The sequence below is a fragment of the Faecalicatena orotica genome (assembly GCF_905197545.1).
Classification (GTDB): Bacteria; Bacillota; Clostridia; order Lachnospirales; family Lachnospiraceae; genus Faecalicatena_A; species Faecalicatena_A orotica.
The window spans coordinates 136,065-159,154 of record NZ_CAJJZH010000001.1 but is presented as its reverse complement, the minus strand read 5'-3'; the positions used below and the strand labels follow the sequence as shown (position 1 = coordinate 159,154).

Genomic DNA, 23,090 nt, shown 5'->3' with positions numbered 1-23,090 from the left:
ATAATTTTATATTTTCTTGTATCCTAATGTTAATTTTTTAAATAAATACAGCCCTATTTCACTTTATATGCAAAATAGGGCTGTATAGCTTGTATTTACTTTAATAAATATTTCTTAATATTGAATTTCAAAACGTCCATTTTACTAATACAATACATTAATCGAATTCAAATACTCAGCAATTCGATCTTCATTAATGTTAATTATCAATTCCTCTGGAAATTTTATATCCTCGAGCATTGCAAAGGCATTATCGCATGATCCCACATCGTATTGGGAATGTGCGTCTGAATTCACCATGATTCTGAACCCATATTTTTTACACAATTTAGCTATTGTAATGCAATTGCTAATTGATTTTTTTCTGCATTTAAATGTATGGTCATTAATTTCAAAAACCTTTTTTGCTTCTCCTAATACGGGGACCACCTTTTCATAATCAAATGCAAAATTTTCAGTTCCGGCATGGCCAATAATGTTAATGTAAGGGTTTTTGGCTAATTGCAGATACGACTCTGTATGCTGCTGTACAGTTCCGGGCCTGGTACATGATGTATGATAGGATGCAATAACTATATCTAGTTTTTTTAACGTTTCTACAGGCATGTCTACTTCGCCTTTGAAATTCATTATATTTGCTTCAACTCCTGTTAAGACTCTAACCCCGTCCACAACTTTAGGCAGTGAAGGTAAATTTTCAAAATAGCTAAGACTGGGGGAATCCTCAGTCCCAATTGCATGGTCAGTGATTGCCAGGGCCTTTAGCCCTTTCACTTTTGCTGCCTCAATATTTTCACCAATGGTACTATATGCATGAACAGATGCTAAACTATGGCAGTGAAAATCTCCAACTAACGTGTGTATTTTTTTGATGTATGACATATTTTTCCCTCTCTTTTTCTGATACTATTTATATTGATTTTAAGTATATGTGCCTAAAAGATTATTTCAATAGTATTCTCAGAGACTGGTTCCTGTTTCACAAAAACCTTCAAAGGGTAATATATATCTTTCAAAATACTAAAAAAATGAAACTCGTTTCAGTATACACAAGCCTCACGCCAAAATATGCCGTGGAACCATCCACGGCATTCGTAAATTTTAATATTTTGACTATGTCTAGTATATCCTCTTCCTTTCTTCCAGACGTCGCTTAGCCTTTCCCAAACCCACAGTTGGGATATGTACAGGTCTCGCAGTTCAGGCACAGACCGCCCTGTCCCAGTACGGTAAAGTCCCCGATCCCCAGACGTTCTCCTGCCACGATTCTTGGCAGGACCAGATCGAATATCGTCCGTCTTGCGTACATGACACAGCCCGGCAGTCCCATCACCGGGACTTCTCCCGCGTATGCCAGCATGAACATCGCCCCCGGCAGGACCGGTGCGCCATATGTAATCACTTCGTCGGCTGCATTGCGTATGGAAAGAGGCGTCCTGTCATCCGGGTCAACGCTCATCCCACCTGTACAGACTACCATATCCACGTCCTGTTCCAGCCAGTTTTTAATCGCTCCTGTCACCATATCCGAGTCATCATTACATACAGTATTCCCAAGCACCTCCACGCCGCATTCTTCCAGTTTTTCAACCACGACCGGTGTAAAACTGTCCTGAATCCGTCCGTGATATACTTCACTTCCGGTTGTTACAATTCCCGCCTTCATCTTCTTGAAAGGCAGGATCTGGAATACCGGTGTTTCACCGCAGGATTCTTTCACCCGGTTCATCTTTTCTTCTTCGATGACCAGAGGAACAACCCGCATACCTGCGATCTTATCGCCCTTCTTAACCGCAAAATTCCCGTGGCGGGAGGCAATCACGATCTGGCCCATTGCATTGAGCATATTTAATTTTTCCCGGTCTACCTTCAGCAGCCCGTCACAGGCAGCCTTCAGGTCAATCTTCCCTTCTTTTGCCTCGGAAGGTTCCATATAATCGCCCTGACACACCTGGCGCAGTACCTCCGCCGCGTCGTTTTCGTGGAGCATCCCTTCCTGCTTTTCCCATACATAAAGATTTTCTTTTCCCACAGAAAGCAGGACCGGGATATCTTCCTTCGTTACGACATGTCCTTTTCTGAATACCGCATCTTTTGTCACACCGCGGATGATCTGCGTGATGTCATGACACAGCACGCAGCCTTCCGCTTCTTCCGTTCTGATCAGCTTCATAAGATAAGTCTCCTTCTATTTTCAATCTGCCAGTGCTATTTGCTCCAGATCATTCAGCCAGACTGCCGCACACGCGTCACTCGGCATTCTCCAGTCCCCCCTCGGTGAGAGTGCAACCGTACCTACTTTCGGGCCGTCAGGCAGGCAGGAACGCTTGAACTGCTGTGAGAAAAATCTTCTGCAGAAGATCTCCAGCCACTTTAATATGGCTGCCTTATCATAGCTGCCCTCAAAAGTCTCCTCCGCCAGTCTGAATATCTTACTCGGCTCATAGCCGAATCGTACCATGTAGTAAAGGAAGAAGTCATGAAGCTCATAAGGTCCCACCAAATCCTCCGTCTTCTGTGCAATATTGCCGTCCTTAGGGGGCAGAAGTTCGGGGCTGACCGGGGTATCCAGCACATCATAGAGCACTGCTTTCAGCTGCTCGTCCGGCGTCACATCGGCCGCATACTTTACAAGATGCCGCACAAGCGTCTTCGGAACCGATGCATTGACTCCGTACATGGACATATGGTCTCCATTGTAAGTCGCCCATCCCAAAGCAAGCTCAGACATATCGCCCGTACCAATGACCATACCGCCCCTCTCATTTGCAATATCCATTAATACCTGTGTCCTTTCTCTTGCCTGAGAATTTTCATAGGTCACACTGTGGTCCCCAGGGTCATGCCCGATGTCTCTGAAATGTACGCTGACCGCATCTGCAATCCGCACCTCCATGAGTTCTGCCCCGAGCTGTACCGCCATTTTGCACGCGTTCTGATAGGTCCTGTCTGTTGTCCCGAAACATGGCATCGTAACAGCAGTAATGTCTTTCTTGTCACGTCCAAGCATTTCGAACGCACGCGCCGTCACAATCAGCGCAAGCGTGGAATCCAGCCCTCCTGAAATACCGACTACCGCACTCTTGGCGTGGGTATGGGCAATCCTCTTCTTCAGTCCCATTGCCTGAATCGTCAGGATTTCCTCACACCTTCTTGCTCTCTCTTCCTCATTTGCCGGAACGAACGGCTGCTTTGGGAAATGTCTTGTCAGCACAGTTTTTTCCCGCTCAATATAAAACGGAACGCGGATTAACTTTCTATCCTCTGACGTTTTAAATGTCGTATTTTTACGCCTTTCGCCTAGCAGACGATATATATCAATTTCGGAGTAAATAATATCGTTTCTGAAGCGCTTTGCCTCACTCAGTACAGCGCCGTTTTCCGTAATCAGGTTATGCCCGCCGAAAACAAGGTCAGTTGTAGATTCGCCTTCCCCTGCGTTGGCATATACATATCCTGCGATGAGCCGCGCAGACTGTCCCGCAATCAGCTCACGGCGGTACCTGTCTTTTCCGATCGTTTCGTCGCTCGCGGAACAGTTGACAATCACAGTTGCCCCTTCCATCGCCGCCTGAATACTCGGCGGAATCGGTGACCAGACATCCTCACAGATTTCAGCGGAAACGATCAGTTCTTCCATTGAAGATGCCTGAAACAAAATCTGGGGACCGAACGGGACCCGTTTTCCTTCAAATAAAATCTCACGGGCCTTTTCCGGGCCGGGCGTGAACTGGCGCATCTCATAGAATTCCGCATAATTTGGCAGGAATGTCTTTGTCGTCAGTCCCAGAATCTCCCCGCGGTTCAGCGCCGCCGCCACATTATAGAGTTCACCGTCAACAGAAAGCGGAACCCCGACAAACGCCAGAATATCCTTATCCGCTGTGAAATCCGCTATTTTCAGAAGAGCGGCCCTTGCATCGCGCAGCAGCACATCCTGCGTAAACAAATCCCCGCATGTGTACCCTGTGACACACAATTCCGGGAACACCACGATCTTCGCCTTTTCCCCTGCGGCTGCTTCGATTGCCTCACAGATTTTCTCCGTATTATATTTGACATCCGCTACCCGGATATCCGGTGTCGCTGCCGCTGCTTTTACAAATCCCTGATTCATTTCCTACCTCCTGGTTCAATAACCTCTATCTGCTCTTTTTCAAAAGTTCTTTCAGCTCATCCACTGTATAATTGTAGGCAGTATTGCAAAAATGACATTTCACTTCAATGTCCTCGCCGTCATCAATCATAGACTGGATATCCTTTTTCCCAATACTGATGATCGCCTTTTCAATCCGTTCCTTTGAACAATTACAGGAAAACTGTGCAGGCAGTGTATCCACAACCTCAACATTCAGCCCTTCCAGCACCTGTTCAAGCATCTCCTCCGGAGTATGCCCGTTGTCGAGCATTGCCGTCACAGACTGGATATTCTGGATATTTTTCTCCAGCCTGTCCAGTACCTCATCCTCTATAAACGGCATGACCTGAACGATGAATCCGCCCGCACATCTCACCGTATTATCCTTTTCCATCAGTACACCGAGCCCTACCGAAGACGGGACCTGCTCGGATGTTGCAAAATAATAAGTCAGGTCTTCTGCGATTTCCCCTGTCTGGAGGATCGTCTGTCCGGAGTAAGGCTCCTTTAATCCCATGTCTTTAATAACATTCAAAAAACCTGGCCCCAGCGCGCCTCCCACATCCAGCTTGCCGTTCTTTGCAGGAAGCATCACATCGGGATTATTCACATATCCCTTGACACTTCCCTGACTGTCAGCAGTGACCGTCAGCCCCCCGATCGGTCCGCCGCACTGCACCTGAAGTGTCAGTACATCAGTCGGGTTTTTCATCATGCTTCCCATCATCACACCGCCTGTCAAAAGACGTCCCAATGCCGCCGTCGCTACCGGGCTTGTATTATGGTGCCGCCTTGCCTGCTCCACCAGCTCCGTCGTCGATGCTGCAAATGCACGGATCTGTGTATTCGCAGCGGTTGCCCTTACAATATAGTCTGCCATTATTCTTCTCCTTTTCCTGCAATAATATAGATTCTTTCACTTGTTTCAGATGGTGCTTCTCTGGTAAATGCATCATATGCAGCCAGAAAACGCAGGCCTGCTGCTGACAGCAGTTCTTTCATCTCTTCCAGTGTATAGCTTCTCTGATAATGAGTTTCCTGATAACGCCGGTAAATCTCACTGCCGCCTTTTGACAGCTCCTCATCCCGGATAAACAGGCTCAGTTCATACTCATTGATGCGCTCCTCTTCATAATAATAGTTGTCCCAGATAAAACTGCATTCTTCCCTGCTTTCCGCGATTGTCTGGTCCCCAAGGATCTCTCTGTATTTATATTCTGTGTTAAAATCAAAAATAAAAACCCCGTCCGGATCAAGATAATTATCCGCCCAGTAAAAAACCTGCTTTAGTTCCTCAGGTTCTGTTATATAATTCAGCGAATCGCAGATGCTCACAATCGCACGCACAGTCCCGTACAATTCAAATTCACGCATATCCTGCTCAAGATACAGAATATCATGCCCGGATTCCACTCTTTTTTCCATCGCAATCTCGAGCATGTCCTCAGAATTGTCCACCCCGATCATATCATATCCGCGACCGGCAAGATATTCCGTCATCGTTCCCGTACCGCACCCCAAGTCCAGCACAAGTCCGTCACATATGCCATATTCTTTCAACAGTCCATACAGATAGTCACCCCATTCATCATATGGCACGTTGTCCATAAACAGGTCGTAGACAGAAGCGAAAGTACCGTAGGCGTTAGATTTATAAGTATTTATCATTATAGAAACCTTCCTTTACTACAGATTTTGTTTTCTATTTATCTTTTATATGATCTTGATTCATTATCGCTATCCGCTTCGCGTCCGCACATTCTGGTATGTCGCCCTACAATGTGCTTAACGTGTTCACTAGTGCTTTTTTGTCTCGTAGACAATTATAAAACAGCGTCAGCACATTGTCCACTATTTAATTTTGGGGAAGCTGTAACTTCAGTACTATATGCCTCTGTCTTCGTCATGCTCTCACTGTCAGTTCGAAAGATCACAATTACGAGAATAATCCTACTGGTTTTAGCTGTAAGACTGTTGCTTTTTATGACGACATTTACTATAATCAAAGTATCATATAAAGGGGGACTTCATCCATGAAGAAAAAATTATGTATCGTAATGCTTTCCTTATGTCTGGCTTCCAGCTTTACAGCTTGTGGCTCTAAGGAAGAACCGGCGAAACCAGCGGAGACAGAAAGCCCGAAAACAGAAGAATCTGAGATGGAAACACCGGCTGAAACGCCTGTTGAAAAACCGGCGGAGGACGAAATCCAGAACGTGGATAACCCGATAGACCTTATCAGTACCGGAATGACATATGAAGAAGTAGTTAAGGCTTTCGGGGTAGAGGGCGGGAAAATGTCAGAAACTACCGTATCAGGTTCCACAGTTACTCAATGGTTTTGGAATTACGCCGACGGAAGCGGCTACATAGCCGTAACCACACAGGACGGCATTGTTACAGCAAAGAACGACGTAAGGATTAATACAACCACCTCAAATATTACTTTAGACATCTTCAACCAGATTACTACCGGGATGACTTACGAAGAAGTGAAAAATCTAATAGGAAGTGACGGTACTCTAACGACTGATACCAATATTGGCGGCGTACAGTCCACAATGTATATGTGGAAAGCTGCTGACGGTATAGGAATAGCTTCTATCATGTTCCAGAATGACGCCGTAGTATCAGCCAGCCAGACTGGACTCAAATAATAGCCCCCCCCAGAGCGTCATGTTCTGGGGGTATTTCTATTCATGTCAATAGTATATCCCCCAATTTTTTCTTGACACATCCCGCTCTTTGCTCTACAATGAGTACGAATAGAATCATTTCGGTAGGTGAGGCTACCACAGGGATTGGGATTTTCCTTAAGATTGCTGCCGCGAGATTGTGGAGACACAACAAGTTGGTTAGCAGGCTATGTCGTGAAGGCATAACCTAATGCAATTGATATGCCCTGTGATGCTAAAGCTTGAACGGTGAGTAATTTTTTTGGAGTGCATATTTAGCTCCGTCATTGTTCAGGCAGTGACGGAGCTTTTTTAACTCTTTTTTTAATCAGTAGAAAGGTGGTGAGGTTATGGACGCTGGCGCCAGTTATCATTCGCAGAAACTAATAGAATTGAATACAGATTGGAGATGTAATAATGATGGACAAAAATATTTTTGTAGAACTCCTTATCCAGCACCAGTTCAAGGCTGTGAGGAGTATTTTGGATGTCATGAACGAAGTGGACATAGCCTCCCTTCTTTCAGAATTAGATGACAAAGAGCTGGCACTCGCATTCCGCCTGATTTCCAAAGATAAGGCAGCGGAAGTTTTCGCTAACATGAATAATTCCATGCAGACTTATCTTGTGGAAATGTTTACAGAAAAGGAACTGCGGGAGCTGCTGGACGATTTATATATGGATGATACTGTGGACCTGCTGGAGGAACTCCCGGCAAATTTGGTTACCCGTATTCTGGATACGGTCAGCCAGTCAGAGAGAAATATGATCAACCTTCTCTTAAATTACCCGGACGACAGCGCAGGAAGTATCATGACAACAGAATACGTGGGTCTGAGACAGTCAATGACTGTTGATGAATCGATGGCCCATATTAAGAGAACCGGGATCCACAAGGAAACCATTTATACCTGTTATGTAACAGATAAAAGAAAACTGATCGGAATCGTCACTGCAAAAGAACTGATGACCTCCGATGACAATGCCGTGATCAGCGACCTGATGGAAACAGAGATCATTTCCGTCAGCACGCATACAGATAAGGAAGAAGTTGCACAGCTTTTCAGAAAGTATGACCTGCTGGCAATTCCCGTTCTGGATGCAGAGGGATTGATGGTCGGAATCGTTACCTTCGACGATGCAATGGACGTTATGGTAGAAGAGGCAACTGAAGATATCACAAAGATGGCCGCTATGAGCCCGAGTGAGCAGAGTTACTTTGAGACATCCGTGTTCAGCCACGCAAAACACCGTATTGCATGGCTGCTTGTCCTGATGTTCTCCGCGACACTCACAGGAACCATCATCACGAAGTACGAGGATGCGTTCGCCGCGATTCCCCTGCTTGTATCATTTATCCCCATGCTGATGGACACCGGCGGTAACTGCGGTTCCCAGAGTTCAACACTGATTATCCGCGGTATCGCGCTGAACGAAATCCAGTTCCGGGATATTTTCCGCGTCATGTTTAAGGAATTCCGCGTCTCGATTATAGTCGGAGTCGTACTGGCGCTGGCTAACGGAGTGCGTATCCTGATTATGTACCACGATGTGTCACTGGCACTGGTCATTGGATTGTCCCTTTCTGTGACAATCGTTATATCAAAACTGATCGGCTGCATGCTGCCGCTCCTTGCAAAAAAGGTAAATCTGGACCCGGCCATCATGGCAGCACCGCTGATTACTACGATGGTAGATACTTGTTCTATACTTGTATACTTTAACATTGCGACACATGTATTTGCTTTATGAACCAATACACTTTCCGGCAGGAAAAAACGGCTGGCGCAAAAGAATTTTTCATTCCTTTGCACCAGCCAATTTTATTTTCGATATTTTCTATTCAATTACTCTGATCCATCCCTCAGGTGCCTCGATATGCCCCATCTGGATTCCGGTCAGGGTATCGTACAACTTCTGGATCGTCGGTCCCATCTTTTCCATGCCGCTTGGCAGGCAGATTTCCTTGCCGCGGTCTACAATCTTGCCGACCGGTGAGATGACAGCAGCCGTTCCACACAATCCGCATTCGGCAAAATCCTTCACCTCTTCCAGATATACGTCTCTCTCTTCCACTTCCAGTCCCAGATAGTGTTCTGCCACATAAAGCAGGGAACGTCTTGTAATGGAAGGAAGGATCGTGTCAGAATGAGGTGTTACAACTTTATTATCCTTTGTTATAAAGATAAAGTTCGCCCCTCCTGTCTCTTCTACTTTTGTTCTCGTTGCTGAATCGAGGTACATATTCTCATCAAATCCATTGGCATGTGCTGTTACGATAGCATGAAGGCTCATTGCATAGTTAAGGCCTGCCTTGATATGCCCTGTTCCTCTCGGCGCTGCCCTGTCGAAATCTGATACGCAGAGAGTCAGAGGCTTTACACCGCCCTTGAAGTACGGGCCCACCGGTGTTGCAAATACACGGAACTGGTACTCATCTGCCGGTTTTACTCCAATGACCGGATTGATTCCAAACATATATGGCCTAATATATAAAGTCGCTCCTGATCCATATGGCGGCACATAGGCTGCATTGGCTCTGACAACCTGCTCCACAGCCTCCACAAAACGGTCAGCCGGGAAAGACGGCATCTCGAGTCTCTTTGCAGAATCAACCATACGCTGGGCATTCAGGTCCGGGCGGAATGTGACGATACGTCCGTCCTCTGTCGTATATGCCTTTAACCCTTCAAAAATCGTCTGTGCGTACTGGAGCACGCCTGCACACTCACTCATCGTAATGTTGGCATCCTCTGTCAGTCCGCCTTCATCCCATTTACCATCTTTAAAATTGGAAACATATCTCTTGTCTGTTGTGATGTATCCAAACCCCAGATTCTCCCAGTCAATGTTTTTCTTATCCATCCGTATCTCCTCCATTCCTCTGCTTTCATGCAGTCCAAAACTGTCTTTGTGCCAATTATAATACTTTCATTTGCAAAATTCAAGAGTGCGCTCTGTTTTTTATTCCTTTTCACGCCTTATAAATTATCAAACACACTCTAACGTTCCATCATGCTGATTGATTCGATTCCAACGCTTCCCCCGCGTACTACTTCTATATTCTTAAACTCTTCTTTCATCAGCTTGATGACCGCATCATTCTTCGTTGCAGTCTGCACAAATTCCAGAAGAAGGCTGTCTTTTCCATAATCTATGACCCTTGCCTTGAAAGTCTCGGCGATCTGGAACAGCTCCACTTTATCTTCCTGCGTGCACTTTCTGACTTTGACATACAGGATTTCCTTCATCCTCACAAATATATCAGTAAAATCAATCACCTTTATGACTTCCACCAGACGGTTCAGCTGCTTTTTAATCTGTTCAAATGTCTCATCGTCACTAACCGTTGCTATGGTCATCCTTGAAATCGTCGGATCTTCCGTCGTACCTACTGTCAGACTGTCCAGGTTATATGACTTTCCGGAAAACAGTCCTGATATTTTAGACAGCACGCCCACCTGGTTCTCTACATATAATGAAATCCATCTCTTTTTTAAGTTATTATCCATACTCTTCTCTCCTTTCGCGGGCAGAAAGCAGCTTTTCCTTCCTGCCCCGCCATTTACGTTTAGCAGTCCATGATCATCTCTTCCAGTGTACCGCCCGGCTGGATCATCGGATATACCATCTCTTCCGGGTCAATGATAAATTCAATCAAAGTCGGAACTTTCGTATTCTTCTTTGCTTCCTCAAAAGCAGCCGCAATTTCCTCTTTCTTCGTTACCCGGATGCCTTTTGCCCCGTAGCTCTCTGCCAGTTTTACAAAATCCGGCGTGTACTCCGGCATCTCCTGTCCTTCTGTCCTGCGGAACAGTGCTCCGGAACGCAGATTTGTCATTCCATATCTTTTGCCATAAAATAGTTTCTGCCACTGACGTACCATGCCGAGATATGTGTTATTAAATACACAGAGCACCATCGGAAGTTCTTCCAGTACTGCCGTTGCAAATTCCTGAATATTCATCTGCATTCCGCCGTCGCCGGAGATTGCAATGACCGGTGTATCCGGATTACCCAGTTTCGCCCCGATTGCTCCCGGGAAACCGTATCCCATTGTACCGAGACCGCCGGACATAATGATTTTTTTCTTAGCCGTAATCTCCACATACTGCGCCGCAAACATCTGGTGCTGCCCTACATCTGTTACTACGATTGCCTCGTCAAACTGGCGGTTCAGTTCATCTATGATATCCTTCGGGCCCATCTGTGCATGCTTTTTCATGGTCAGGGGATGTTCTTCCTGCCATGAATCAATTACTTTCAGCCATTCCCCTGTATCGCATGGTTCAACATACTCCTGCATTTTTAAAACTGCTTCTTTCGCATCGGCAACGATTGGAATATCAACATGGATGTTTCTGGATATCGCCGCCGTGTCTATATCGATATGTACGATTTGTGCCTTCGGGGCAAATGCATGCAGTTTGCCTGTGATCCTGTCATTAAATCTGGTGCCGATAGAAAACAAAAGGTCGCATTCGCTGACAGCCATATTCGCCGCATATGCACCGTGCATACCGAGATTTCCGATATAAAGAGGATGATTTGTCGGGATGGCGCCTCTTCCCATTACTGTTGTGATAACCGGTATATTTGTCTTCTCCGCAACCTCGGTAAAAATATCGTTGGCATGTGCGATGTTCACTCCCCCGCCCGCAAGGAACAGCGGGCGCTCTGCTTTATTCAGCATCTTGATCGCTTTTTTCAGCTGGCCGATATGAACACTTGTGTTCGGCTTATAGCCGCGGATATTCACATCTGCCGGATATTCCGGGCTTCCCAGCTCTGACATAACATCTTTGGGCAGGTCAATCAGTACAGGCCCCGGCTTGCCTGTTCTTGCGATATAAAAGGCTTCTTTGATGATTCGTCCGAGGTCTTCTCTATTCCGTACTGTCACACCGTATTTTGTAATGCTTCTTGTAATCCCTACAATATCTACTTCCTGAAATGCATCGTTTCCAATCAGATGCCTTGCCACCTGGCCGGTAAAACATACAAGCGGAACGCTGTCATAGTTCGCGGTTGCGAGCCCTGTCACAAGGTTTGTCGCTCCCGGTCCGCTCGTTACCAGACAAACGCCGACTTTCCCCGTCGTCCTCGCGTAAGCATCTGCCTCATGCACAAGCGCCTGCTCATGTCTCGGAAGGATCACCCGGATATCACTCTGCTTATACAATTCATCACTGATATCGATTGTACAAGCTCCCGGATAACCGAAGAGTGTGTCCACTCCCTCCTCTTTCAATGCCTTCACCAACAATTTGTTACCTGAAATCTGTCTCATACATATACCTCCTTTAACTTCCCCAGTGGTTTTCTTTCCAGAGGCCCTGAATAATCCCCTGTAAGCTAAAATAGAGTTTCGCTTGCGAAACTCGCGCCTGCGGCGGTCGCACTGCGACATCTACAGCTTACGCCGCAGTGCGCATCCCGCCGGGAAGACTTTTTATTTCATAGGACGTACTTCCCTATGAAATAAAAAGCCCTAAGCTATAATTAGCTTAGGGCGAATCTGCAATCCGTGTTACCACCTAACTTCAGAGAGTCTTCTCTCTGCACTCTGCCAGTACGGGAACTTCTTCCGATACTGCTTCCCTGTAACGTAGGAACTACGTTGGAGCCTACTTAGGATTCTTCCTGTTCGGTCCACTGCTCAGAGGCTACTTCCATAATCCCTTCACGAAGGCTTCCACCTGCCGCCTTCTCTCTTGGCATCTGAGAATTATGTACTCCTCCCCGTCTTAGCATTTCACCAGTTATGTTTTCATAAAAGTTAGTTTTAATTATAATGTGTGTATTTAACTTTGTCAATGCCGGATTCTTGATGTTTCTTATCTTTTATCAAAATGAACAGTAACAAACAATACTTCTATGCCACAAAATACTGCCCAGCTGCAAGAAGATACACCGCCAGATAGTACAGCACAAGCAGGACCGCGCTGTATGCACGCCGGCGTTTTCCACTCAAATGGCTCCATCCAAGGATCGTGTCCGAAACAACAAAGCAGACGCCCCCGATCCCGGTCAGCACGGCAGGAAGAGCAAAATGCTGTATGCCAAGTGACACCGCCATTGCTGCCATCACACAGAGCAGGGCCGCATAGGCCAGCCCCGGAACCAGCAGGTTCTCAAGGTCTTTTAAATAACGCCTCACGGCCACAAACATCATACCGTAAAGAATCACAAAACATCCGGCCACATACCACGATGCCGCACCCATGTATAAAAATCCTGTAATTACACAGATATGGCCGATACCAAAGGAAGCCACTCCTGTGAGGAACCAGATTTCCAGAAGGACATCGGCCGCCATATAAAAGACCACGCCTGCAAAAATCCACCAGGCTGAAACTTCCTCCGTCACCGCCGCACGGTACAGTGCAAGCAGCACAGGCATAAAGGTGGCGAGTGCCTTGAATACAAGCGGCTTCCTGCTTCCGCTTTCCTTCCAGAAAAAGTAAATCAACCCGAAACCGGCCATCAGGACCGCAGCTGCAGCTAACATGAGTTTCCCTCCCTAAGCAGATTACTGGTTACTGTTCAAATGATGCTGTGCATCCCCGCAGGGCGTGCACAGTAACGTTTATTTTTTGCGCAGGGCACCGCTCTTAACCCCACCGGCGATCGTATAGACAAGCAGGGCACCCATGTTTACAATCACGACACTCGCTCCTGCCGGAGTCGCGCACAGGTAGGAAATAGATATCCCGACAAACAAACAGATCACCGACACTATTGCAGAGTTTATTATGACACTTTTAAATGTCTTGCACACTCTCATGGACGTCAGTGCCGGGAAGATGATCAGGCTGGAAATCAGCAATGCCCCCATCATGCGCATTCCCAGCACAATCGTGACTGCTGTTAGAACCGCGATCAGAGTATTATACAGATTCGCCTTTACACCGGTCGCCTGTGCAAATGTCTCGTCAAAAGTAATCGCAAATATTTTGTTATAAAAGATCACATACAGAATCAATACGGCAGCTGAAAGTGCGATACTCAGCTCCACATCCCCGCTGCTCATTGCGAGTATACTGCCGAACATATAATTGTAAACATCCGTATTCATCCCGGTTGTCATGGAAATCACCATGACCCCCACGGCCAGCGCTCCTGTAGAAATCAGCGCAATCGCTGCATCCCCTTTTATCTTGCTGTTCCCGCTGATTCGAAGAAGCAGCACAGCCGCCAGAATAACAATCGGTATGGCAACAGCAAGCGGGGCCGCATTCATTGCAGTAGCAATCGCGAGCGCACCGAACCCGACATGTGAAAGCCCGTCCCCGATCATGGAATAACGCTTCAATACAAGGCTGACCCCCAGAAGTGCCGAACACAGAGACACCAGTGACCCGACCAGAATTGCCCGGACCATAAAGGGATAAGAAAACATCTCGATCAGTTTCTCAGCCATGATACTCACCGCCCTTCAAAAATGCTTTACCGACCTCACTGTTTTTATATTCCCCGGCACGGCCGAAAAACAGGGCCGTCTCCTGAAGGTGGAGGATATGGCTCGCATATTCCATCGTACTTTCTATATCATGGGACACCATAACAACGGCAATCCCTGATCTTTTATTGATTTCATTAATCAACTGGTAGAATTCCTGTGTCACGATTGGGTCCAGCCCGGTTACGGGTTCATCCAGAAGCAGCAGTTTTTTTGTCGCGCACAGCGCCCTTGCAAGGAGGACCCTCTGCTTCTGTCCGCCGGAAAGGTCCCGGAAGCACTGCTTTTCAAGATCACGGATACCCAAAAGTTCCATGTTCTCCCGCGCCTTTTCTTTATCGGCTGCTGTGTAAAACGGGCGAAAGCCCCTGCTGTTGAGCCGCCCGGACAGCACGACTTCATAAACACTCGCCGGAAAATCCTTTTGCACATCATTTTGCTGCGGCAGATAACCGATCTCATTCTGTTTCAGTCCGTCTCCTAATGTAATGCATCCTTTCACAGGCGACTTCAGTCCCAGAAGGCTCTTAACCAGTGTACTTTTCCCGGACCCATTTTCACCCACGATGCAAAGATAGTCAGCCTGTCCGACCTCGAAAGATAAATCGTGTACGACGGTCTGTCCCTCATAGGCGATGGACAGGTCCTCACATTTAATTAATGCCATCCGACAGCGCCTCCTTTAATGTCCCAACATTCTTCTCCATCATACTCAGATATGTTTCACCTGCACGGAACTGTTCAGCTGTGATATTGTGGCAGCTGTAAAAAACTTTCACCTCTGCTCCTGTAGCTTCTGCAATTGCTTTCGCAATATTATCATTGCTCAGTTCCATTTTTAACACAACAGGTATCTTCTCTTCCTTCACTTTATTAATCAGATATGCCATTGTTGCGGCACTTGGCTCTGTATCTGACGCACAGCCTGGAAACGCCGCATAATAATCAAGCCCGTATGCATCGGCAAAATACCGGAACGGGAAACGGTCCCCGAACAGTACAGTATGTCCCGGCGCGTCTTTCACAACCTTTCGGAATTCACTGTCAAGATTTCTTAATTTTTCCGTATATGTTTTTTCCGCCTGCCTGTACGTTTCCTCATTCACAGAATCTTCCTGACAGAGAATTTCTGTAATGTTTTCCACAATCTTTACCGCATTCTTAGGAGATGTCCACACATGTTCGTCAAAAGCCCCCTCTTCTTCCTCTTCATGGCGTTCTTCCTTCATACCTGCAACGTGTTCTTCCTCTACAGTATCCACACAGTCAACCAGGCGCAGTGTCCTGAGCTGTCCGCGGTCCACAGAGTCCAGAATATCCTCGACCCATTCATCATTCTCACCGCCTACGTAGATAAACAGGTCACATTTCTGGATATCAATGATATCTTTCGGCGTCGGTTCATAGGAATGACTCTCCTCACCCGGCTTCAGGAGCATCTTCAAATCAACCTTGTCCCCCGCAATCTGACGTACAAAATCGTACTGCGGAAAGATGGTCGTAACCACTTTCAGTTTTTCCATGTGCGCAGAGCCATTTTCCTGTTCCTCCTTTGCACACCCCTGCAGGAAGACCGCCGAAAGAACCAGTATGAGGATCAGGCTGCATACCTTTCCACGTTCCGCCCAGTCAGAAAACTTCCTGCATTTTAACCATTTATATATCATCATTCAATATTCACTTACCTTCTATCGTCAGATATCCCGCTTCTTTACAGACGGTTTTCATATTTCGTGAACATATATTCCAGATCAAAGCATGTCTGCTCCTCACTCACCTGTGTCATCTCCCAGTTTTCCATTTCATCCAGATTAGGGAAAAACGTATCTGCCTGAAATGCATGGTCGATCTTGGTAATATATGCCGTGTCACAGTAAGGAAGAAGCTGGCGGTACACGCTTTCCCCTCCTATCACATAGATATCGTCCGAATTATATTTTTCCAGTTCCTTATGCAGTTCCTCTAAAGTATGCACAATAATTGCATCTTTAACACGGTAATCTTTGTTGGATGTCAGTACAATGTTTGTCCTGTTCTTCAACGGCATCCCGTTCGGAAAGCTTTCCAGTGTCTTCCTGCCCATAACAATCACCTTCCCGGTCGTTGTCTCACGGAAAAACTTCATATCAGACGGTATGCTTACAAGTAACTTATTCTTATAGCCAATTCCCCAGTTTTTATCAGCTGCTGCAATTAGATTCATTGTTCTTTCCTCCCTTTATTAAACCGCAATCGGTATATTCTTAATCTGCGGATGTGTCTGATAATCATCCAGACGCACATCCTCCCTCGTAAACTTATAGAAATCCTTTACATCCGGGTTGAGCCAGAACTTCGGCGCCGGATATGGCTCCCTCGAGATCAGTTCCTCAATCAGTGGGATATGGCGGTCATAGATGTGTGCATCCGCAATCACATGGACAAATTCCCCGGCCTTCATATCACATACCTGTGCCAGCATATGCAGAAGTACGGCGTACTGGCATACATTCCAGTTATTTGCCGCAAGTACATCCTGAGAACGCTGGTTCAGGATTCCGTTCAGCGTCAGCTTGTCACTGCCCTTTTCCTTTGTCACATTGAACGTCATGCTGTATGCACACGGGTACAGATTCATCTCATGCAGGTCCTGAAGCACATATATGTTCGTCATAATCCTGCGGCTGTACGGATTATTCTTCAGGTCATAGATCACCCTGTCCACCTGGTCCATCATCCCTTCCCTGTACTCGTGCTTCACGCCCATCTGGTAGCCATAGGCTTTTCCGATCGATCCATCTTCATCCGCCCAGCTGTCCCATATATGACTATTCAGGTCATGGATATTATTCGACTTCTTCTGCCAGATCCAGAGCATCTCATCCACACAGCTCTTAATCCCCGTACGCCGCAGCGTCAGGGCCGGGAACTCCTTCGAGAGATCATAACGGTTCACCACCCCGAACTTCTTAACCGTATAAGCGGACGTCCCATCCTCCCATACCGGGCGCACCTTCTCCCCCTCAGTACTCGTACCATTCTCAATAATATCACGGCACATATCAATAAAAATACGATCTGCATTACTCATAATTTCGTCTCCCTTCTGTAAATTCCGCAAAGGGGTCTGACCCCTTTGCCCTCCGTTTTCTGATAATTCTGAAAATTTATGGATCAGCTATATTATACAGCATCTTTTCAAGACCTCTTGTTAAAGCTGCTATTTCCTTTTTTGTCATTCCGCGTGTCATTTCTCTGTCCATTTTCCTGCGGTCCGCCTCCATCCTGCGCTGGATGTCATAGGCTTTTTCTGTCAGATAAATGTTCTTTTTGCGTTTATCTGTTGTATTTGGAACGCAGAAGATAAATCCTTTTTCATCCAGCCTTTTAAGCAGTCCTGTCACAGTAGGATTCTTCAGGCTCAAATGGCGCTCCACATCACGCTGGCTTACCTCTTCCTTGTTCGTGTGGAACAGGTAATCCAGAACCGCGCACTGCGATGCTGTAATTCCAATTGTTTTCAGCTTTTCATTCAAATCTTTTTCAAATACGTTATTGATCTGCTTAATGGTAAAACCGATCGGCTGGTTTCTTCGCTCCATGCTTTTCTCCTCTCCATGAAATTTACCAGATACCGACGCCTTTTATATATATAGCGTGCTATATTCTGTTATACCATTATAAAAGAGGTGTGTCAACTTCACACCTCTTCCACGGACAAAACTACGCTCTGGCAGCATCCTGTGCCCTAGTACTCGCGTATCAGGCTGCTGATGTCCAAAATACTGTCTATTCCTCTTAATTCCCCCAGAGCGTCCTTTAAATGGTATTCCTTTACCTTATCAGTTACAATAACCAGCTCCGCCTCATTTTCCTTCACATGTTTCTGCACAACCCGCGCGATGCTGACCTTATGGTCTCCAAAGACCTTTGCAATGCAGGCCAGAACGCCGGGCTGGTTTTTCACCTGCATCCTGAGGAAGAACTTATTCTTCACATCATCAAAATCTTTGATCGGAAGCTCTTTATAACAGGTACAGCTGATTCTACCGTTACAATGATACTGAATATCCCTGGCCACATCAATGATATCCCCCATCACCGCACTTGCAGTCGGCAGTTCTCCGGCACCCCTGCCGTAGAACATGGCGTCATCCACGGCATCGCCGTGAACAAACACCGCATTGAAAGAATCACGCACGGACGCCAGCGGATGGTCTTTATTCAAAAGCATCGGGTAAACACCGACTTCGATACCATTTTCCGTATTATGGGCCACTCCAAGCAGCTTGATTACACTGTCAAACTCTTTCGCATAAGCGATATCTTTGGAAGTAATCTTCGTGATCCCCTCCGTATAAACATCCTTAAAAACAACTCTGGAATGAAAGGCAATGGAAGCCATGATCGCAACCTTGCGCCCTGCATCCAGTCCCTCAACATCAGCAGTCGGGTCGGCCTCAGCATACCCAAGCTCCGTCGCCTTTGCCAGAGCTTCTTCAAAGCTCATATTATCTTCAAACATCTTTGTTAAAATATAGTTTGTTGTACCGTTTACAATTCCGATCACTTCGGAAATCTCATTTCCGGCCAGACACTGTTTCAGAGGACGGATAATCGGAATTCCGCCTGCCACAGCGGCCTCGAAGAGGAAATCACACTTTCCGGCTTCTGCCGCATCCAACAGCTCCTTGCCATACTCTGCCACAAGGTCCTTGTTCGCCGTAACGACGTGTTTTCCCGCATGAAGCGCATCCAGTATCATGGTACGGGCTGGTTCGATGCCTCCCATCACCTCTATCACAATCTGAATCTCATCATCAGCCAGAATCTCCTGCCACTTATCTGTCAAAAGAGATGCATCAATACCCGGACGCTCTTTCTTCAGGCTATGTACCAGAATCCGGGAAATCTCAAGTTCAGCACCAATCGTGCGCTCCATCACATCCCCTCTTCTGTGTATGAGTTTATAAACGCCTGTGCCAACCGTTCCCAGTCCAAGCAGGGCCACTTTTATCTTATTTTCTTTTATCTTATTTTCTTCCATCTCTGCACCTCTTCATCGCTAAGTATTATATCCTGCCAGAAGTTTCCCCTCCGGAATAACCGCCCCCTGCGGGCGGGCAAAGCATACAGACGCATAACATCACGCACATCAGAACGCATGCTCCGCCGCAAAAACACCGGGGCGTATTTGAATGGGACATATTATAGCATAAATATGCAGAAAATACCAGCGGGTTTTAACAGAACATCTGGATATGCACAAACTAATTTAGTGATCACAGGCACGTTTATAAACAGTCTCACAAAAATACACGGTGCCGTCGAATCGGTACCGATAATGATTACAAAGTGAAAAGATATAAATAGTTCTTTAATTTTCTAAAACAAGATGGTATTCTAAATGAATACATGAGAAAGTATTATAAATAAAAAAATTATTAATAACATACAATATTAAACAGTCTTAACTTCATAACAACTGGCAGTACCCCGGCTATCATGAAGAGACCTGTTTCAAGTCTCTTTTCTATAGACAAAAATAGTCCCTCGTTAATATAACAACTGAATTTATGGAACCTTACGAAATTTGTCAAAAAAAGTCGACAGATATCGGTCATCTTTATGTGGTAATATTTGGTATGTAAACGAAGGCTGGGATTTACGCATACTAAATAATTAACCAGGTGTGTAAATATATGAACAATAGACTGCAAGCAATACGTTGGGAAAAAGACTGGTCTCAGGAAAAACTGAGCAGATTGAGCGGTGTTCCAAGAACTACAATATCAGCAATTGAATCTGGTACTACAACGAATCCATCCGTAGAGACTGCACTTCTTCTCTCCAAGGCACTTGGTATCCCTGTTGAGAATATATTTGTTCTTTAAAGAACGCGTATATTTGCATACAAGGGTGATATTACTTAAAGCAAAAAATGGTTGGTGAAGGATATGACAGAAAAAGAACTAGGAAACAGGCTGAGAATGTATCGGACGGCCCGCAGAATGACTCAGGTTGATCTGGCAAAGCCGCTGAATATGACACGCCAGACCGTGTCTACATATGAGACAGGAAGCCGCATCCCGGATATCTATACTTTATGGGCGATGGCGGACATCTACAATATAACTATCGATGAATTGATAGGGCGGAGAACCGGGCACCATTAGCCGGGGCTCCGTCTTTTTGTTTGCTTCACTTTGTTTCATAAAATGAACTTTCCTTTGAAATAAAAACAAGTGTTAAATAATCGTCTCTAAACAGATTACCTAACACTTGTCTTTTCTTTCTGAAGCCTTAAGAGCGATAGACGGGATTCGAACCCGCGACCCCGACCTTGGCAAGGTCGTACTCTACCAACTGAGCCACTATCGCGTATGTTGTATATTTCCTGACCGGAACAATAATTACTATACTATATGAAGTTCAGATTGTCAACACATTTTTTAAAGTTTTTTATATTTTTTTAAATTTCTAATTTTTTGCTCAGTTTGGATTTCTCCCCCGATTATTTATTTCTTACTAACGCATAACCATGTCATCATTATGATGCCCGCCTACCACGCTTTTCCATTTGTAATTTCACAGGCTATCATATAGAATGAACATAGAATTTAATAACTCCGTGCAAAAATTTGGTGAAAATAATGATAACTAATGATACGATTGGCCGAAATATTAGACGGCTGCGCAAAGAACGCAACATGACACAATTAAATTTAGCTCGAAAGATCAACCTGCATCGTGCCACTTTATCCGCTTATGAACTCGGGAAACGTCTCCCTGATATTTTTATCCTAATATCAATTGCAGACGCATTTCATGTAAGCCTTGACGTGCTGGTGGACAGGGATTTTCGCCCTGCCTCGCCGGCACTTTCCGATTCTGAAAAGAATATTCCGAAAATCTAAGGCCTATCTGACTTCTATTTTATTGATAATCGACACTGAACGACCTTATCCTCAACTTTATTCAGCAGAGCATTTTTCCAGTCCCAATTCCTCAAGCTGTTTATCATCAACCTCACTTGGTGCTTCCGTCATCAGGCAGGAAGCATCCTTTACCTTCGGGAATGCCATGACATCACGGATGCTGTCCTCTTTTGCCATGAGCATGACCAAACGGTCCAGACCATATGCAAGGCCTGCGTGAGGGGGCACACCGTATTTAAACGCATCCAGAAGGAAACCGAACTGCTCATATGCCTGTTCTTTTGTGAACCCAAGCACTTCAAACATCTTTTCCTGAATATCATTCTGGAAGATTCTGACGCTTCCCCCGCCGATCTCGTTCCCGTTCAGTACGATATCGTAAGCTTTGGCACGGACCCTTCCCGGATCGTCATCGATGTACTTAAGGTCTTCCTCCATCGGCATGGTAAACGGATGGTGCATTGCCATGAAACGGTTCTGTTCATCGCTCCACTCGAGAAGCGGGAACTCTGTGACCCATACAAACTTATATTCATCCTTATTCAGGATTTCCATCTGTTTCGCAATTTCCAGACGCAGGTTCCCAAGTACATCCCAGACAACTTTATTCTTGTCTGCTGCAAAGAGAAGTAAGTCTCCCGGCTCTCCGGCCATTGCCTGAATCAGGTTCTGCATCTGCTCTTCTGTCATGAATTTTGCAAACGATGACTTCACCGTCCCATCCGTCTGGAGTGCAATATAGGCAAGTCCCTTTGCCCCGAAATCCTTTGCAAAATCAACCAGCTTGTCGATCTTTTTACGCGGCATGCCGCCCTGTCCCTTAGCGTTGATGCCCCGGACAGTTCCGCCGTTTTCAATAGCGCCTTTAAAGACAACAAATTCACAATCCTTTACCGTATCCGTTACATCTGTCAGCTCCATGCCGAAACGGGTGTCCGGCTTGTCAGAGCCATAACGGTCCATCGCTTCCTGCCAGGTCATTCTTGGAATCGGGAGTGTAACCTCCACATCCAGAACTTCTTTGAACAACTTCGCCAGAAGCCTCTCATTCACATCAATCACATCGTCCACATCCACAAAGGAAAGTTCCATGTCGATCTGTGTAAACTCAGGCTGCCGGTCGGCACGCAGGTCCTCGTCACGGAAACATTTTGCAATCTGGAAATAACGGTCATATCCTGAGCACATCAGCAGCTGCTTGAACAGCTGTGGTGACTGCGGAAGTCCATAAAAACTGCCCGGATGTATACGGCTCGGTACCAGATAATCCCTTGCGCCTTCCGGCGTACTCTTTCCAAGCACCGGTGTCTCAATCTCTAAGAACCCTTCCTCTGACAGGAACTGGCGTGTCAGAGTCGCAACCTTGCTTCTCATCATCAGGTTCCGCTGGAGATCCGGCCTTCTCAGGTCCAGATAACGGTATTTCAGACGGAGTTCTTCCTTCGTCTTGCTGTTTTCTTCAATCGGGAACGGAGGGGTTTCTGATTCTGAAAGAATCCGCAGTTCCTCTGCCCTTATTTCAATCTCACCGGTAGCCAGATTCTCGTTCACTGCCCCGCTTCGGGCTTCAACATTACCTACAACTGCGATAACAAACTCACTCCGGAGTTTTGCCGCCTTTTCGATCAGTTCTGCCTTATCTTCGCCTTCAAATACAATCTGCAGGATACCAGAACGGTCACGGAGGTCCACAAACACAATGCCGCCTTTATTCCGGTTCTTCTGAACCCATCCCATTACAGTCACTTTCTCACCGGTATTTACGCTTGACAGCTCCGCACAGCGGTGAGTTCTCTTCAAGCCCTTCATTGATTCTGCCATAATTTCCATCCTCTCTTCTTCAGAGGGGTCTGACCCTTTTGCAAAGGGGTCAGACCCCCGACACACTTTTTTCACAT

The 23,090-nt window shown here is 46.1% G+C and carries 22 protein-coding genes, 1 tRNA gene, 1 riboswitch and 1 other annotated feature; of the genes, 5 read left to right on the top strand and 18 right to left on the bottom strand.

Annotated elements, in window-relative coordinates; genetic code table 11:
* Positions 1-144 precede the first annotated feature (144 nt).
* From ABIN22_RS00685 to ABIN22_RS00665, 5 genes are all read right to left on the bottom strand, one after another.
* The gene (locus ABIN22_RS00685; protein WP_346906079.1) at positions 145-882 is read right to left on the bottom strand and encodes a phosphatase; all 738 of its coding nucleotides are present in this window, start codon (positions 880-882) and stop codon (positions 145-147) included.
* A 271-nt stretch (positions 883-1,153) separates the two neighbouring features.
* On the bottom strand, positions 1,154-2,173 hold the full coding sequence (locus ABIN22_RS00680; RefSeq protein WP_109729792.1) for a molybdopterin-binding protein: 1,020 nt from the start codon (positions 2,171-2,173) through the stop codon (positions 1,154-1,156).
* A gap of 21 nt (positions 2,174-2,194) precedes the next feature.
* The gene (locus ABIN22_RS00675) at positions 2,195-4,117 is read right to left on the bottom strand and encodes an NAD(+) synthase (protein WP_346906078.1); all 1,923 of its coding nucleotides are present in this window, start codon (positions 4,115-4,117) and stop codon (positions 2,195-2,197) included.
* 25 nt (positions 4,118-4,142) lie between these two features.
* Complete coding sequence (gene hslO, locus ABIN22_RS00670; RefSeq protein WP_118620600.1) at positions 4,143-5,018, bottom strand: Hsp33 family molecular chaperone HslO; 876 nt, start codon at positions 5,016-5,018, stop codon at positions 4,143-4,145.
* Positions 5,018-5,806, bottom strand: coding sequence for a class I SAM-dependent DNA methyltransferase (locus tag ABIN22_RS00665; protein WP_346906077.1), 789 nt, complete (start codon positions 5,804-5,806; stop codon positions 5,018-5,020). Before ABIN22_RS00665 ends, hslO begins: the two co-directional genes overlap by 1 nt.
* A 365-nt stretch (positions 5,807-6,171) precedes the next feature.
* On the opposite strand from ABIN22_RS00665, the gene ABIN22_RS00660 reads away from it, so the two are divergent.
* Together ABIN22_RS00660 and mgtE are read left to right on the top strand one after the other, a co-directional pair.
* Positions 6,172-6,795: a DUF3862 domain-containing protein gene (locus ABIN22_RS00660; protein WP_346906076.1), complete on the top strand. Its 624-nt coding sequence runs from the start codon at positions 6,172-6,174 to the stop codon at positions 6,793-6,795.
* Between the two features lie 111 nt (positions 6,796-6,906).
* Positions 6,907-7,076: riboswitch (M-box (ykoK) riboswitch) on the top strand.
* 157 nt (positions 7,077-7,233) lie between these two features.
* Positions 7,234-8,565 carry a magnesium transporter gene (mgtE, locus tag ABIN22_RS00655; protein WP_118620644.1) on the top strand — a complete coding sequence of 444 codons (1,332 nt, stop codon included), beginning with the start codon at positions 7,234-7,236 and terminating at the stop codon, positions 8,563-8,565.
* Positions 8,566-8,652: 87 nt separating this feature from the next.
* Here the strand turns inward: mgtE and ABIN22_RS00650 are convergent, their stop codons facing one another.
* The 11 genes from ABIN22_RS00650 to ABIN22_RS00600 all read right to left on the bottom strand — a co-directional run bounded on the left by ABIN22_RS00650 (position 8,653) and on the right by ABIN22_RS00600 (position 19,301).
* Positions 8,653-9,678 (bottom strand): branched-chain amino acid aminotransferase, encoded by a 1,026-nt coding sequence (locus ABIN22_RS00650; protein WP_430517186.1) that lies wholly within the window; start codon positions 9,676-9,678, stop codon positions 8,653-8,655.
* A gap of 137 nt (positions 9,679-9,815) precedes the next feature.
* Positions 9,816-10,325, bottom strand: coding sequence for an acetolactate synthase small subunit (gene ilvN, locus ABIN22_RS00645; protein ID WP_109729803.1), 510 nt, complete (start codon positions 10,323-10,325; stop codon positions 9,816-9,818).
* A gap of 59 nt (positions 10,326-10,384) precedes the next feature.
* On the bottom strand, positions 10,385-12,103 hold the full coding sequence (ilvB, locus tag ABIN22_RS00640) for a biosynthetic-type acetolactate synthase large subunit (protein ID WP_346906074.1): 1,719 nt from the start codon (positions 12,101-12,103) through the stop codon (positions 10,385-10,387).
* Positions 12,104-12,318: 215 nt separating this feature from the next.
* Positions 12,319-12,571: a binding site (T-box leader), on the bottom strand.
* A gap of 117 nt (positions 12,572-12,688) precedes the next feature.
* Positions 12,689-13,324 carry a lysoplasmalogenase gene (locus tag ABIN22_RS00635; protein WP_109729805.1) on the bottom strand — a complete coding sequence of 212 codons (636 nt, stop codon included), beginning with the start codon at positions 13,322-13,324 and terminating at the stop codon, positions 12,689-12,691.
* A gap of 78 nt (positions 13,325-13,402) precedes the next feature.
* Entirely contained in the window at positions 13,403-14,236 is an 834-nt protein-coding gene (locus tag ABIN22_RS00630) for a metal ABC transporter permease (protein ID WP_109729806.1), read from the bottom strand.
* A complete protein-coding gene (locus ABIN22_RS00625; RefSeq protein WP_109729807.1) occupies positions 14,229-14,942 on the bottom strand; it encodes a metal ABC transporter ATP-binding protein in 714 nt (237 codons plus the stop codon). The genes ABIN22_RS00630 and ABIN22_RS00625 overlap by 8 nt, the downstream gene beginning before the upstream one ends.
* Positions 14,929-15,942, bottom strand: a complete 1,014-nt coding sequence (locus tag ABIN22_RS00620; RefSeq protein WP_346906611.1) for a metal ABC transporter substrate-binding protein — start codon at positions 15,940-15,942, stop codon at positions 14,929-14,931. The genes ABIN22_RS00625 and ABIN22_RS00620 overlap by 14 nt, the downstream gene beginning before the upstream one ends.
* A 44-nt stretch (positions 15,943-15,986) precedes the next feature.
* Complete coding sequence (locus ABIN22_RS00615) at positions 15,987-16,478, bottom strand: dihydrofolate reductase (RefSeq protein ID WP_109729808.1); 492 nt, start codon at positions 16,476-16,478, stop codon at positions 15,987-15,989.
* 18 nt (positions 16,479-16,496) lie between these two features.
* Positions 16,497-17,345 (bottom strand): thymidylate synthase, encoded by an 849-nt coding sequence (gene thyA / locus ABIN22_RS00610; protein ID WP_346906073.1) that lies wholly within the window; start codon positions 17,343-17,345, stop codon positions 16,497-16,499.
* 76 nt (positions 17,346-17,421) lie between these two features.
* On the bottom strand, positions 17,422-17,856 hold the full coding sequence (locus tag ABIN22_RS00605) for a MarR family winged helix-turn-helix transcriptional regulator (protein WP_109729810.1): 435 nt from the start codon (positions 17,854-17,856) through the stop codon (positions 17,422-17,424).
* 146 nt (positions 17,857-18,002) lie between these two features.
* Positions 18,003-19,301: a homoserine dehydrogenase gene (locus ABIN22_RS00600; protein ID WP_346906072.1), complete on the bottom strand. Its 1,299-nt coding sequence runs from the start codon at positions 19,299-19,301 to the stop codon at positions 18,003-18,005.
* Between the two features lie 655 nt (positions 19,302-19,956).
* Here ABIN22_RS00600 and ABIN22_RS00595 point away from each other — a divergent pair.
* Both ABIN22_RS00595 and ABIN22_RS00590 read left to right on the top strand, forming a co-directional pair.
* A complete protein-coding gene (locus tag ABIN22_RS00595; RefSeq protein ID WP_109733711.1) occupies positions 19,957-20,148 on the top strand; it encodes a helix-turn-helix transcriptional regulator in 192 nt (63 codons plus the stop codon).
* Positions 20,149-20,211: 63 nt separating this feature from the next.
* Entirely contained in the window at positions 20,212-20,430 is a 219-nt protein-coding gene (locus tag ABIN22_RS00590) for a helix-turn-helix transcriptional regulator (RefSeq protein ID WP_109733710.1), read from the top strand.
* A gap of 132 nt (positions 20,431-20,562) precedes the next feature.
* Here the strand turns inward: ABIN22_RS00590 and ABIN22_RS00585 are convergent.
* Positions 20,563-20,635, bottom strand: a tRNA-Gly gene (locus ABIN22_RS00585).
* A gap of 272 nt (positions 20,636-20,907) precedes the next feature.
* On the opposite strand from ABIN22_RS00585, the gene ABIN22_RS00580 reads away from it, so the two are divergent.
* Entirely contained in the window at positions 20,908-21,171 is a 264-nt protein-coding gene (locus tag ABIN22_RS00580; RefSeq protein ID WP_242996257.1) for a helix-turn-helix domain-containing protein, read from the top strand.
* A gap of 57 nt (positions 21,172-21,228) precedes the next feature.
* Here ABIN22_RS00580 and aspS read toward each other — a convergent pair whose 3' ends face one another.
* On the bottom strand, positions 21,229-23,013 hold the full coding sequence (gene aspS, locus ABIN22_RS00575; protein ID WP_346906071.1) for an aspartate--tRNA ligase: 1,785 nt from the start codon (positions 23,011-23,013) through the stop codon (positions 21,229-21,231).
* Positions 23,014-23,090 lie beyond the last annotated feature (77 nt).

Excerpts from the sequence above, each read along its gene's own strand:
- ABIN22_RS00665 (WP_346906077.1), bottom strand. The coding sequence starts at position 5,806 with ATGATAAATACTTATAAATCTAACGCCTACGGTACTTTCGCTTCTGTC.
- ABIN22_RS00660 (WP_346906076.1), top strand. The coding sequence starts at position 6,172 with ATGAAGAAAAAATTATGTATCGTAATGCTTTCCTTATGTCTGGCTTCC.
- ABIN22_RS00680 (WP_109729792.1), bottom strand. The coding sequence starts at position 2,173 with ATGAAGCTGATCAGAACGGAAGAAGCGGAAGGCTGCGTGCTGTGTCAT.
- ilvN (WP_109729803.1), bottom strand. The coding sequence starts at position 10,325 with ATGGATAATAACTTAAAAAAGAGATGGATTTCATTATATGTAGAGAAC.
- thyA (WP_346906073.1), bottom strand. The coding sequence starts at position 17,345 with ATGAGTAATGCAGATCGTATTTTTATTGATATGTGCCGTGATATTATT.
- ABIN22_RS00630 (WP_109729806.1), bottom strand. The coding sequence starts at position 14,236 with ATGGCTGAGAAACTGATCGAGATGTTTTCTTATCCCTTTATGGTCCGG.
- ABIN22_RS00605 (WP_109729810.1), bottom strand. The coding sequence starts at position 17,856 with ATGGAGCGAAGAAACCAGCCGATCGGTTTTACCATTAAGCAGATCAAT.
- ABIN22_RS00580 (WP_242996257.1), top strand. The coding sequence starts at position 20,908 with ATGATAACTAATGATACGATTGGCCGAAATATTAGACGGCTGCGCAAA.
- hslO (WP_118620600.1), bottom strand. The coding sequence starts at position 5,018 with ATGGCAGACTATATTGTAAGGGCAACCGCTGCGAATACACAGATCCGT.
- ilvB (WP_346906074.1), bottom strand. The coding sequence starts at position 12,103 with ATGAGACAGATTTCAGGTAACAAATTGTTGGTGAAGGCATTGAAAGAG.
- ABIN22_RS00685 (WP_346906079.1), bottom strand. The coding sequence starts at position 882 with ATGTCATACATCAAAAAAATACACACGTTAGTTGGAGATTTTCACTGC.
- aspS (WP_346906071.1), bottom strand. The coding sequence starts at position 23,013 with ATGGCAGAATCAATGAAGGGCTTGAAGAGAACTCACCGCTGTGCGGAG.
- ABIN22_RS00600 (WP_346906072.1), bottom strand. The coding sequence starts at position 19,301 with ATGGAAGAAAATAAGATAAAAGAAAATAAGATAAAAGTGGCCCTGCTT.
- ABIN22_RS00620 (WP_346906611.1), bottom strand. The coding sequence starts at position 15,942 with ATGATATATAAATGGTTAAAATGCAGGAAGTTTTCTGACTGGGCGGAA.
- ABIN22_RS00675 (WP_346906078.1), bottom strand. The coding sequence starts at position 4,117 with ATGAATCAGGGATTTGTAAAAGCAGCGGCAGCGACACCGGATATCCGG.
- ABIN22_RS00650 (WP_430517186.1), bottom strand. The coding sequence starts at position 9,678 with ATGGATAAGAAAAACATTGACTGGGAGAATCTGGGGTTTGGATACATC.
- mgtE (WP_118620644.1), top strand. The coding sequence starts at position 7,234 with ATGGACAAAAATATTTTTGTAGAACTCCTTATCCAGCACCAGTTCAAG.
- ABIN22_RS00635 (WP_109729805.1), bottom strand. The coding sequence starts at position 13,324 with ATGTTAGCTGCAGCTGCGGTCCTGATGGCCGGTTTCGGGTTGATTTAC.
- ABIN22_RS00595 (WP_109733711.1), top strand. The coding sequence starts at position 19,957 with ATGAACAATAGACTGCAAGCAATACGTTGGGAAAAAGACTGGTCTCAG.
- ABIN22_RS00625 (WP_109729807.1), bottom strand. The coding sequence starts at position 14,942 with ATGGCATTAATTAAATGTGAGGACCTGTCCATCGCCTATGAGGGACAG.
- ABIN22_RS00615 (WP_109729808.1), bottom strand. The coding sequence starts at position 16,478 with ATGAATCTAATTGCAGCAGCTGATAAAAACTGGGGAATTGGCTATAAG.
- ABIN22_RS00590 (WP_109733710.1), top strand. The coding sequence starts at position 20,212 with ATGACAGAAAAAGAACTAGGAAACAGGCTGAGAATGTATCGGACGGCC.